10 protein-coding genes and 1 pseudogene are annotated in these 12,496 nt (G+C 51.1%); 3 read left to right on the top strand and 8 right to left on the bottom strand.

What is annotated here, in order from left to right:
• Positions 1 to 100 precede the first annotated feature (100 nt).
• From MHI42_RS02745 to MHI42_RS02765, 5 genes and pseudogenes are all read right to left on the bottom strand, one after another.
• Positions 101 to 4,046 (bottom strand): annotated as a pseudogene (locus MHI42_RS02745) (discoidin domain-containing protein).
• A 346-nt stretch (positions 4,047 to 4,392) separates the two neighbouring features.
• A complete protein-coding gene (locus MHI42_RS02750; RefSeq protein WP_342422680.1) occupies positions 4,393 to 5,286 on the bottom strand; it encodes a (Fe-S)-binding protein in 894 nt (297 codons plus the stop codon).
• A 129-nt stretch (positions 5,287 to 5,415) separates the two neighbouring features.
• Entirely contained in the window at positions 5,416 to 5,868 is a 453-nt protein-coding gene (locus MHI42_RS02755) for a MarR family winged helix-turn-helix transcriptional regulator (protein ID WP_342422681.1), read from the bottom strand.
• A 159-nt stretch (positions 5,869 to 6,027) separates the two neighbouring features.
• Positions 6,028 to 6,507 carry a GNAT family N-acetyltransferase gene (locus tag MHI42_RS02760; RefSeq protein ID WP_342422682.1) on the bottom strand — a complete coding sequence of 160 codons (480 nt, stop codon included), beginning with the start codon at positions 6,505 to 6,507 and terminating at the stop codon, positions 6,028 to 6,030.
• Between the two features lie 170 nt (positions 6,508 to 6,677).
• Positions 6,678 to 6,914: a thioredoxin family protein gene (locus MHI42_RS02765; RefSeq protein WP_342422683.1), complete on the bottom strand. Its 237-nt coding sequence runs from the start codon at positions 6,912 to 6,914 to the stop codon at positions 6,678 to 6,680.
• A gap of 141 nt (positions 6,915 to 7,055) precedes the next feature.
• Here MHI42_RS02765 and MHI42_RS02770 point away from each other — a divergent pair, with 141 nt between their 5' ends.
• On the top strand, positions 7,056 to 7,958 hold the full coding sequence (locus tag MHI42_RS02770; protein ID WP_342422684.1) for a LysR substrate-binding domain-containing protein: 903 nt from the start codon (positions 7,056 to 7,058) through the stop codon (positions 7,956 to 7,958).
• Positions 7,958 to 8,599, top strand: coding sequence for an AAA family ATPase (locus MHI42_RS02775; RefSeq protein WP_342422685.1), 642 nt, complete (start codon positions 7,958 to 7,960; stop codon positions 8,597 to 8,599). Before MHI42_RS02770 ends, MHI42_RS02775 begins: the two co-directional genes overlap by 1 nt.
• Before the next feature lie 27 nt (positions 8,600 to 8,626).
• Here the strand turns inward: MHI42_RS02775 and MHI42_RS02780 are convergent, their stop codons facing one another.
• Positions 8,627 to 9,544 (bottom strand): class I SAM-dependent methyltransferase, encoded by a 918-nt coding sequence (locus MHI42_RS02780; protein WP_342422686.1) that lies wholly within the window; start codon positions 9,542 to 9,544, stop codon positions 8,627 to 8,629.
• A gap of 103 nt (positions 9,545 to 9,647) precedes the next feature.
• A complete protein-coding gene (locus MHI42_RS02785; protein WP_342422687.1) occupies positions 9,648 to 11,042 on the bottom strand; it encodes an FGGY family carbohydrate kinase in 1,395 nt (464 codons plus the stop codon).
• A gap of 127 nt (positions 11,043 to 11,169) precedes the next feature.
• Between MHI42_RS02785 and MHI42_RS02790 the strand changes: the two genes are divergently transcribed.
• Positions 11,170 to 11,928 (top strand): SDR family oxidoreductase, encoded by a 759-nt coding sequence (locus MHI42_RS02790; protein ID WP_039291601.1) that lies wholly within the window; start codon positions 11,170 to 11,172, stop codon positions 11,926 to 11,928.
• A 71-nt stretch (positions 11,929 to 11,999) separates the two neighbouring features.
• Here the strand turns inward: MHI42_RS02790 and MHI42_RS02795 are convergent, their stop codons facing one another.
• A complete protein-coding gene (locus MHI42_RS02795; RefSeq protein ID WP_171719461.1) occupies positions 12,000 to 12,320 on the bottom strand; it encodes an iron-sulfur cluster biosynthesis family protein in 321 nt (106 codons plus the stop codon).
• Positions 12,321 to 12,496 lie beyond the last annotated feature (176 nt).

The following is a 12,496-nucleotide window of genomic DNA, read 5'->3' on the forward strand; positions in this document are numbered from 1 at the left end:
GAGGGCAGATATTACGCTGTCGTAATTTATCGAAGATCATGAATTATATTCAATAAAAAAAAGAGGAGCCCGCTTGAGCCCCTCCCCTTACTATCCCTGTCTACTGTATCAGCAGCCCAAAGCCGGTCTGAATATAATACAGGCTTGGATAAGCAATATTGCTGGTAGTCAGGTTGTTGAATGTAGCCGAGCCGTTGCCGGTATACGTGTAGATCGCAGCTCCCTTATGGGCGCCGGAGAAGCGTGAGGTCGTTACTCCATCGAGCCCTGTGCCGTTAATGTTGATGTTGTTGAATACGATATTGGAGAATCCGCCTCCGTATCCGAACTGGATCGCATCGCGCTGGGTGTTGATGATATCGATGTTAGTGAACGTTACGTTCTTGATCGGGTCACTTGAAGCTTCGAGGTCAATCGCGCCGCGCTCCCCGTCATACAAGTCACGGCTGGTGCCGCTGTTGATAATCGTGGTATCCGAGAAAAGAATGCCCGTGTTGTTGTTGAAATGAGCACCCGGAAAGGTCGTGTTCAGACGGATGCCGGAACCGCCTACCGTGTCGATAATGTAGTTATGATCCGCCTTATGACCGCTGCCTCCGAAGAAGGCAATCCCGCCTGCACGCCAGTTATTCTCAATGGTGTTGTATGAGAAGGTATTATTCACCCCATCCGGAGCACCGAAAGTGTTGCTCGGCCACACGGCCAGACCATCGTCTCCGTTATTGCGCACATTGGTGTTGCGGACGGTCGAGTTGCTGGTACCCTGGGAGTAGTTAATACCGTCAGCCAGGTTGTTGCGGATACGGCTGTTCTCCACAAGCAGATTGTTCGCGAAGATTGCCGGGGTCCGTGCATAATCCCCCACCCACATGCCGCATTCAAAATGCTCAACCCAGACATCATGGATAATAGAGTTATTGCCGAAGTTATCCATGAAGCCTTTGTAGATGGCATTCTGGTTGTAACGCGATCTCAGGTTCGAGTTCATATAGACATTGCTGAAATCAAGCTTACCCAGGATGCGGAGCGAGATCCCGCCGCCCGCAGCATTAGGATTGGTGAACTGCAGGTTGGTATGCCAGTAACCAGCACCAGTAACCGTAAAGTTATTGATCATATTGCTGACAGAGCCAATCACCCACATGCTGCTTAGATTGAAGGTTCCGGCTGGAATATAGAGCGATTTGCCGCCTGTGACTGCTGCTGTTACTGCACTGTTGAAGGCTGCAAGATCATCCTGTCCATCACCCGCAACTGCACCGTAATCGGTTACCGATACCGAGTTGGCCGGACGGGCGATTGCCGCCGGTACTGGCTCGATTTCCAGGAAGTCTACACCGTATTCCAGACTGTCCCCGTTATTCTTCTGAATACGGATCGTATCGCCGGGCTGGAGCGGTGTATCCATCTTCCAGTGTACTTCGTCGAAGCGGAACAGCGGACGTCCGGCACTTGGTGCATCACCAGGCTGGTCGCCGGAGAAATATTGCCAGGAGTAATAGGAAGTAAGCGGGATGGTTTTGGCTTTGGTGCCGTTTACGTATACATCCAGCGCTCCGGTAAGACCCATACCGTCTGCCGAATCCGGCATGGTGAATCTCATCGTGACCCCGGCGCCGCCTTGACCTGAACGGACGGTCCACTGGGCATAAGAGCCATTCGAAGGAAGTGCTACGTAACTCTGGCCCGATGCTTCTGAAGCAATCAGCATCTGATCGAAGTTTGGAGCAGATTTCAGTGCAGCAGATCCGCCACGGGTCGCATCCTGCGTATCATAGCGGGCATAGGGCACGCTTGCTCCGCGCAGGGCATATACAACCAGATTAACGGTATTCACATTATTAGCCTGCTTGGTCGTAACTTCATTCGCATCTACAGCAATTGTTGTGGTGACGGTGTAATTGCCGTTGACAGCGCTCCATGTCCCCGGGATGGAGACATTCACAGAAGCACCGGCAGCAATCGCTCCGCTGTAGGATCCGGTGAAGGTCTGCACGGTGGAGCCAGCTGAATTCTTCAATACTACAGTGATTCCATGCGCACCTCCTGCGGAAGCAATCGTCCCCTGATTCTTGAGATTGACTGCAAAGGATACGCTATTACCAGCTACCGGATTGCCCGGTGTCCAGGATGTCGTACCTACAAGGTCAGAGCTTGATACAGGAGCAACAACAAGTGATGAAGGACTGCTGTAGCTGTTGTTGCTGTCATTCTGTTCAATGATCTGATTAGTCTCATCTACTTTGGCACTGAGCGGGTAGGTGGCGGCTGTTCGGGTACCGGCATTCAATGACACGGTTGCCGAAGCACCCGCTGCCAGAGCTGCTACCGGGGCCGAGCCTGCCAGCTCATTGTTCAGATAGAAATTGACTGTCGTGGCCGCTGCTGCGGCACTGCCGCTATTCTTCACGATGGCATTCAATGTAATCTCATTCGTTTCAACGGGAGAAGCCGGAGTCCATGACATGCCTGTAATCGTCAGGTCCGGGTTCGGTGCAGGTGTTCCATAGACCTGGAACTCGGCAATCTGTCCCGCAGGGGCACCTGAATTGGAAGCAATATTGATCTGGACACGCTTGACGGTTGCCGTAACGGGAATGGTCACCGTATTTCCGCTGGCTGGGTTGAACGTATACGCCTGAGCGGAGACCAGATTGCTGAAGGTTGTCGTGCTCTGATTATGACCTAGTACTTGAATATTCTGAGTCCGTGTCCCCCATTCCGTGGCCGGGTTCAGCTTCAGTACAATCGAAGTGATGTTATGATTGGCGCCGAGATCAAGCGTGAGCGAACTTGGATTGCCGCTTCCTTCCCAGTAAGTAGCCGTATTGTTGTCGTTGGCATTACCGGCAACGAAATTCTGTGTGCTGGAGGATGCGCTGATTGCCTTACCAATAGCGATGTTCCCTCCAGGGGACACCGTTGGTGTGGGCACCGGTGTGGCTGTCGGTGTTGCCGATGCCGTCGGAACTGGGGTTGCGGTAGGCGCAGGTGTAGTTGTGGAAGTAGGTGCCACCGTAGCCGTAGGTACCGGTGTTGGTGATGGAGCCGTTGTAGGAGCTGTTGTAGGTGAAGGTGTCGGCGTGGCGGTCACTGCTGCCGCTACTGCAATCTGATCCAGATTGACGTTACCCGTATCACCGGCATCATATTTGTAGGCGATGGTATTACTGCCGGAGTTCAGCGTCAGCAGCTCGGCCTTCGTGCTCCAGGTATCCCAGTTCGCCAGATTAGGCAAGGTGGACTGGCGGATTTTGACTCCGTTCACATAGATGCTGAGGATCTTATCGCTTCCGCTCGCGTTAGCGTATTTCAGCGTAACATTCCGCGAACCCGCTGCAGCTACACTCACCGTGAAGGTAGTTGCCGGTCCTTGGGTCAGATAACCGTCAACAAAACCCGTACCGGAGTAACCCGCATGATCTGTGTTCACTTTCCACCCCGCCGGAGAGTGCGGCAGATTCTGCTTCATAGGTACCGGCTGGAACCGGAGTTGCAGCAGGAGTGACTGCAGGCGTGGCCGTTGGGCTGCTGGAGCCGTAAATTTCAAGCTCAGAGAACTGGGCTGCCGGCCATCCGGTGTTCGCGGTTACGAGCAGGCGCACATAACGCGTACTGGCTGCTGCAAAGTTAATCGTGACACTGTTGCCAGCAGCCGATGGATTAAATACATACGCTGCCGAAGCCACGATATCCGTAAATGTGGAACCGTTCGTACTCCCTTGTACGGCCAGCGTCTGCGTGCGTGTCTCCCAGCCTGCAGGAATCTTCAGCACAAGCTGGTCAATACTGGTGAGTCCGCCCAGATCAACCTGAATCCATTGGGGAAAAGCATCATTCGCGCTTTCCCAATAGGTGCTCTGGTTACTGTCTTTAACGTTATCCGGCGTATACGTTTGCGATTGACCGCTGGAAGTAATGGTTTTGTTAAGTGTCAGATTCTGTCCGCCCGCTGCAGACGAATGTGTCAGTGGTCCAGCGGCCATAAACAGAGTTGAGATTAGCAGCGTTACTACAAGCGACCATACGACATACTTGTTGCGCATTATAATCCTCCTTAATCTGATGTTAGAACGGCACCTAGAATTTTCTGAAGTACTAGAATGATAGCGATTACAAAAAAATAAATCCTTACCAATCCATCATTCGCTTCCAACGTGAAGGTGCCCCTCTACTGATATTGCCTCTTCTCAACCGGCTTGCGATAGTTCTGCCCAGCCCCCTCTCACTGCAATACACACTCATTATAGTTTTAACGCAGTGCAATCTATAATAGCTAATTCTACGGAAAAGATAGGCGATTCAATGATCGTGATGATTTGCAGCAGCGGGTCAGCCTGAAACATCCTGAATAGACAAAAAAGCACCTCCGCCAGGGAAGTGCTTCGTACTTCACTTAACATTTCGCATCGGATTTCTGCTCTCACAGGGCACCTTGGTCTGGCATAACCCGCAGCCAGCTCCTGATGTAGCCTCTCCGCCGTTCTGGACCGCCCACTCCCGTGAACTCTGGCCATACACAAATTTCATGCAGGCGATTTTGTCATGGCCGTTTGTGCTGATCGCCTGCACCGGGCAGCGGGTAATGCAGACGCCACAGTTCCCTTTGCTGCATAACAAACAATTTCCCGTATGACTAGCCGCAGATCTTGGATCAGACGGTAACTGCAAATCCGTTACTACCGACAGCAGCCGTATGGCAATTCCCTTCTCCGAAATGAATCCATCATTAAGACTGAAGGTGCCCAGCCCGGCAGCATAAGCAACATGACGTTCGGACCAATTGGAGATTGGACCCGTTTCTGTACTGGAGATCCCGTACCAATCCGTATCCAGCGGCGCAGCCGCAAGGCGGCCAAGGTTTATTATATAGTCCGTCAGATGAATGCGTGCCGCCTTCAAGAAATATTCATCCCCGAACGTACGCAGCAGGGCCCACTCCCGTGAAGCTCTATCCTTCTGCTGACGGTTGGCCTTCCTGATGGATTCATGAATGGGCAGCACTATGCTGATCACCGAACCGCCATTGTAGGTCCCTGAACCGAATGAACGCTCTATTACCTCTTTTGGCGTTGCATGGCCGGGACCAATAATGCTTTTATACTCCTCAAACAAAGGATCGTCAGCTGAAGCAAATTGAATGATAGGCTCATCATAATAAGGTCCCTGAAGTACATCTGACCAGTTTAATGGGCTCTCCTTAACAAAGGCTTTCATCACTTCAATAATGAGCTGCTTCTGTTCCTCTTCCGCTCTTTCATTAATTGCAGCACTGTCTGGGTGCATGGTCTTCCCTCCTCTTGAGTGTACTCTTTCTATCCGGAAGTTATCGTGTACATACACGAAATGGCGATAAGCAACTGCTGTTGCGTCATTACTGCGTAAAGATTGATGAACCAAGAGTCGAGATTATGCTCAGGCCATCAGTTTCTCCACTTTGGATAAAAGGGTAGTAAGTACTTTCATATCTTCATCGCCCAATGCCTCCTGCAAAAAACTCTGCGCCTGCTCCCATTGGTTCCCGGCAGCTATATATTTCACTTTCCCGCTCTCCGACAGGATCAGCAGACGGTTCCGGCTTCCCTGCGCAGAAATATCCTCCACATAGCCAATCTGTTCCAGTGCCTTGAGATTGCGGACAATAGTGGTCCGGTCCAGTCTCATCTCAAGCGCCAGGTCGCTGACACTTGCCGGTCCTAGGGAGTAAATATGCTTCAGTAAAGAAAACTGGCTGTTATTTAAACCGCTTGAAGACAGAAATCCGTCATATATTCCTGTGACTGCTGAGGAAGCCCTCCGCAGATTAATACAGCTGCAGACACTAGAACCGTGGATAATGGGTGAAGAAGGGTCTCCGGCTGTTGTCATAGATTATTCTCCTCCTGTTGTATTTATCGTGTACATACACTATTTCAAAATGGAGAGCTTTTGTCAGAGTCATTTATCACAAGGACGCGTAATTTGAAAAATGAAAATAATCCTCCCTGAATCTTCAAGGAAGGATTGTGGATACAATGGTTTGAATTTCTAAGACAACTCTTTGATATACCAGGCGTCGCAGGCATAATGCTCTGAACCGGCAAGCGGAGCATCCAGCAGCCCGAAACCGTGTTTGACATAGAAACGGCCTGCAGCTTGCATGGTCTGCAGCGTCTCCAGATAACATCTGCTGTAATGCTGCCTGGCGAAGGCCAGCGCCGTGCCTAATAAATCTGCAGCAACACCCTGGCCGCGGATGGCGGATGACAGATACATTTTCTGCAGCTCACAGATCCCGTTCTCCTCATCAAATGGTGCAATTCCGCAGCCGCCAAGCACCTCCCCATCTTCTTCAACAATCCAGTAAGCCCTGTTCGCAGCACTATTGTAATAGGTGTATAGGTCATGCATGCTGTCATCAGCCCAGGCGAGACCGTCACGGTTGCCCCCGAATTCAATCAGACAATCCCGGATAATCCCTTCAATAGCCGTATTATCTCTGCGCTCTATGTATCTGATATTCAACATTCTGTTAAGCCTCCCGCCATTCTTCCGGGCTATGTCCCGTTATCCTATACACTTTATCATAACAGCAGACTTCCTACTCCACAACAATCGCAAAAAGCCGCAAACACACCCCTTCATACCTGTGGAATAGGATGTATTTGCAGCTCAATATCTAAAAGATTATACTTTGATTACTTTTTAACATCCTCCATGCTGGCTCCGAAATTAATATGATAGACCCATCCATCCAGAACAAGTGCCGGAACGGATTTCACTCCTGCCAGCTCAGCTTCTTCAATCCGGGAGGTATCCGTGCTGAAATTCACGACTTCGATTTCGGTTTTGGCCGGGTCCAGATAGTTCAGAATCATCTGCTCCGCATCTACACATACCGGACAGCCCGCATGATAAAACACCGCTTTTGCCATTGTAATTCCTCTTTTCTAAGTTTTGTTGTTTCTGACAACTCTTATTTTAGAGAATGGCAGGTGCTTTTTCTATTCAGAATAGGCTATCATTATCATAGTTTCAGCCAATGCAAATTAAACAAAGGAATGAAGTGAATCCTCATGGAAATGAAGCAGCTGGAGTATTTCTTGGCCGTTTGTGAAGAAATGCATTTTACCCGCGCAGCGGACAAGGTCCGGATATCGCAGCCTTCGCTTAGCCAGCAGATCCGGAATCTGGAGTATGAGGTCGGCACCCCGCTGTTCGACCGGATCGGCAAGAAGATCGCATTGACCGAAGCGGGCAAAATACTCAAGCATCACAGCCAAAATATCTTCTACGAATTGAATCAATCCAAAAATGCGATCGACGAGCTCCACGGGCTGGAACGCGGTGCGCTATCCGTTGGCTGTCTTTATACTGTGGAGAGCTACCTGATCTCTCCTGCGGTTATCCGGTTCCACAAGGAGTATCCGAATATCCGGCTGTCCATCCTTGGGCTGCCTACCAGCCAGATCAGAGAGGGCCTGCTGATGAATCAGCTGGATCTGGGTATCCTCTTCCTCCCGCCGGAGGACCCGGAGCTGGATAGCATTCCGCTGTTCATGGAGGAATTATGCCTAATCGCCCCCCTGGAACCTGCGTATGAAGCCTGGCAGGACGGCATCCCTATGAAGCAGCTTGCGGAGCTTCCGCTCGTTCTCCTGCCGGACAACTTCTTCATCCGGCAGCTGTTGAATGACTACAGTGAATCATTAGGATTCACAATTAAGCCTTTTCTGGAGATGACCACGATAGAGGCACTTGTCCATATGGTGGAGAGCGGCATGGGCTGTACGGTTCTGCCCCGCAGCTTAATGGAGCATCTGCAGAAGGATTCGGTACGGGTGCTTCCGATTATTAATCCTTCGCCGACACGCCGGATAGGCGTTGTGTTCCGCAAAGAAAAATACATGTGTGCAGCGACCAAGCGCTTCATCCGCGAGCTGCAAGAGAATGCTGCACATTTCAAGGAGAGCGTCTAATGAACAAACTTGTATTTTTCCTCGGTCCGGGCGGGGCCGGCAAAACAACACTCGCCAAAACCATAGCAGTCCGGCGCCCGGCCTCTGTATTCGATATGGATATTCTGCTGCGTCCGGCAGCTACCGCGATCATGACTATGCATGGACTGGACCCCGATGACAGGGATTCGGATGAATATAAAAGCTTATGCCGGGATCTGGGGTACCGGATTACAATGGACGCTGCACTGGACAATATCGGCCTGCAAAGCGATATATTCGTCGTAGGTCCTTTCACCAAGGAGGCCGCCGACCCGGAGTGGATCGGGCGTGAACTGTCGCGCATCGGACGTACACTGGCGGAGGTCGAGGTCAAAGTTGTGATGGTCAGTCTTCCTGATGCGGCAACGTTCCGTGAACGGCTTGAGGGCAGACAGTCCCCGCTGGATGCCTGGAAGTTCGCACACTGGGATGAGTTCAGCGCTTCCTTGGGCAGCCGCACTGTGGCATGGCCGCTTCCGGCTTCCCATGTGGCACAGATCGATAATTCCCATCCGGACAGGAACGTTGCTGCTGCGGCTGTGGAAGCTTTTATTTACGGGGAGGCATCTTCCTCCGCATTCCTTATCGAAAAGAACCTCCCGCCTATAATAATAGACTGAGAGGTTCCTTTGTAATTCGGATAATTATTATTGTTTTATCGCATGAATATAATGAATCGTCTCAAAAGCGGTCAAAGCATCACTCCGGTTGCTGAAGAACCTGTCATTGATCTCCGCAGGGGACAAGTGCTCATAAATCAGCAGGCCTGCTTGCTCCAGCAGCTGCTCCAGTTCATGATAAGCGAAGCAGGATTGCATCGGCTCACCGCTGACGGCAGCCATCTGTAGCATCTTTTCCACCCGGCCGGACAGTCCCTTCTCTTCAAAAAGCCGCTCATCCGCATAATCAAATACGATAGAGCTGCCTGCCGGGAGACCGGCGAATACTTCAGTAATCAGTCTGGCATTCTCCTCTTTCGTCAGATAGTAGGAAACACCCAGCAGGCTGAAGAAGGTCTTGGCTTGTGAATCAAACCCTTGCCCAATCAGATTGGAAGAAGAGAATTCCCTGGTGAAGTCCATGGGTACAAAGTGAAGATTGCCCGGGATCTCCAACTGGGCTTCATGAAGCCTCTGCTTCTTGAACTCCTGTGTAGCCGGATAGTCCACTTCAAATATCTCCAGCTGGTCTTTCAATTCAGGATGACGGTAGCCAAAGGTATCAAGTCCGGCTCCAAGGATGACATACTGCTTCAGTCCTAAGGTTAGCTCATGCAGTAATATGGCCTCACAGTAAGCAGCACGCGCGAGCGGTGTCGGAGACAGCTGTACATGTGTAATCCATTTCAAAATGGCGTCCGGATCATCCTTATGTTGATTTGCAATGTCTGTGTTGAAAAAAGAGATGCCCTGCACCATATTCTTGCGGATGTCTGAAAACTCCTGCGGTGAAATCAAGTCTTGGGCCAAATAATCATCGAAAATCTTGGGTGTGTCATATTTACTGTGATAGGCTCGGCCAAACGCTGCTACTTTGGAAGTCAAACTGGACTCATTCTGCTTCAAACGTGTATCCTCCCATATAAAAATAAGATTCCCCCGGCCGGGAGAATCTTATTATATACACAAACTATTAATATGTAAATTATAGCATAATTAATATATTTTGTCAATGATAAAATTCTCCAAGAAAAGCACCAGCTTCCCTGAAACTGGAGATCACCCCGCTGCCGACAGCTGCACAGAGCGCTGCTCCTACAGCAGCCTCTTCAGTTTGCGCACCGGCTGTGAACGGCACTCCGAATGCTGCTTCAGCCTTGGCACACAGCACAGGATTACTCCGCAATGCATTACCGGAACCTATGAGGCGGGTGAACCCCTTCGCCCCCTGCTGCTCCAGATCCTTCAGGAAGCCGTATAATTCATCAATCATCCCCTGGAGAAAAGCATGGGCCAGTCCGGCAGGTGTGAAGTTATCCAGTGTGATTCCCTCGATGCTGCCGCGCTTGTCCGGCTCTGCTCTTGTACCTAGAAACTGTGTATTTACCTGTAGTCCGGCGGTCATACCATCTGCTGGCTCTTCCGTAAGCAACTGAGCCAGCAGAGAATAGATATCTGCAGGTGCTTCTCCTGTGTAAGCTGTGATCAGCTGCCGGAAGAAGCCTTCCAGCAGAGCATAGGATCTGCCGCCGCTAAGCGCAGCACCTACCATGAGTACTCCACCGCCCGGATAAGGGCGCACCTCCATTGCTGACGGAGCAGGGTTGTATTCAGGAAGCCAGGCCGATAGCTGGCTGCCCGTACCGATGTTCAGCAGCAATGAACCGGCGGGCTGCGGCACGCTGCCCAGGAAGCTGGCCTGATTGTCCCCGAGCGAAGTGTACACAGGTATTCCCTGTGGTGTTACACCGATTGCAGTCCCGGAAGGGACGACCTGCGGCAATATCGCCACATCGATTCCAGCCTGAATGAGTGCTATTTGATCAAAATCACCTGTCTGTATATTGAAGCCCCCGATGCCGGCCGCCTGCGTTGCATCAATTAGAGGTACTGCGCTGTTCGCCAGCCTCATCGCGGTGTAATCCGCAATCGTGCAGAAATGGACTGCGTGCTCAGGCACCAGCTGATGCTGCAAATTATAATAGTGAGTGGCCAGTCCGTAGCCGGGAGCTATATGATATCCGGCAAGTCGACTTAGCTTCTGCGCATAAGTGTAACTGCTGTCCTCCACACAAGGCTGGCCGCCTCTCCCATCCTGCCAGGTATAGAGCGGGCCCAGAGGATTGCCGCTCTGGTCTATATATACAATCCCGTGCATCTGCCCGGTCAGGCCGATTCCTGCTGCTTCCGGCTCCCTTGACAGCAGGAGACCAAGGATACGTTCAACCTGCTGCAGAATAATCCCCGGCTCCTGCAGACGTTCCCATTCATGATTCGGGCTGAAGGGTTTACTTGCCTGTTCCTCTGTCAGCGAATGCAGCACGGTTCGTGTCTCCAGATCGTAGAGCAATCCGGAAATTGAGGTGGTTCCGATATCCAGTCCGATCACGATCATGTACTTCATCCTCTTTCCGTTCATATAGCCTATATGGTAAGCCTTCACGAAGTATAGCGTCAACCCGGCGTATAAAACCCCATGGATCAAATGATACTAGACCAGACAAAGTATAATTCAAGCGGGAGGCGTACATGTGAGACTTCAGAACAAAGTGGCAATAGTGACCGGGGCGGCATCCGGGATGGGCAAGGCGATTGCGGCTCTCTATGCCAAAGAAGGCGCTAAGGTAGTAGTGGCGGATATTCATTTGGAGGCTGCGGAGACGGTAGCCGGGGAGATTAAGTCCGGCGGCGGTGAAGCCCTCGCGGTGAAAGCAAATGTTGCTGATGAATCTGATATCCAGAACCTGATCGACACTACAGTAAAAACCTACGGAACCGTAGATATCCTGGTGAACAACGCAGGGATTATGGATAACTTTGAACCGGCAGGTGACATTGAGGATGACAGCTGGAACCGCATCTTTGCCGTCAATACTACATCCGTAATGCGTGCTACACGTAAAGTACTCCCTATCTTCTTGGCTAAACAGCAAGGGGTGATCATTAACGTAGCATCCGCAGGCGGACTTTTTGGTGCCCGGGCAGGTGCAGCTTACACAGCCTCCAAGCATGCGGTTGTCGGATTCACCAAGAATACCGGATTCATGTATGCTCCTCAGGGCATCCGCTGCAATGCGATTGCTCCGGGCGGGGTGGAGACCAATATCGGATCTACCATGACGCATATTAATGAATTCGGGATGGGACGTACGCAGCCGGGATTGGCTCTTAACCCGCGCACAGGCAAACCGGAGGAAATCGCGCAGCTTGCCCTGTTCCTCGGCTCAGACGAAGCAAGCTTTATTAATGGAGCGGTGGTAACGGCCGATGGCGGATGGACTGCTTATTAAGAGTCTGCCCTGCTTCAAAAGAAAGGCCATCTCCCGTTATTCACGGTTGATGGCCCTATTACATACCGTTGTTAGTTGCGTGCATCCTGCACCCTGATATTACTCCCGAACAATGTCGAATCGCTTGTCAGTTTGTAGGCTGGGTAGCCTGCCTCTGCTTCCAGACGCATCACATCATCGAATAGGGATTCCTGCTGCCGGTCACACAGAAAGGTGAAGGGTTCGGTTTGAAATACGATATCCGTCGGGGAAGGCCCGTTTACAATCCGGATGACCAGCACGCCATTGCAGCCGCAATCCTCTGTATCATAGAACATTTTGAATTGCCCGGGCTGGCCGGCAAGGCTCTGCGCAAGCCGTTCTTCGGTGAGCGGGTTTAGTTGTATTTGCATCAGATATTTCTCTCCTTTGTAGGGCAAAATGCCTGCGAATTCGATCAGGTGTCCAGTATAGTGTGTATTTTGCCCGGACTCCTGTGATAGCAGTCACTTTGGGTATGACATTAATATAACATATCATCAGGCGTTGACGTGCCCAAGCCTGTGCTTGGGACATATCAACGCCTGAT

This window comes from Paenibacillus sp. FSL E2-0178, from assembly GCF_038593005.1.
In the GTDB taxonomy this organism is placed as follows: domain Bacteria; phylum Bacillota; class Bacilli; order Paenibacillales; family Paenibacillaceae; genus Paenibacillus_AQ; species Paenibacillus_AQ phytohabitans.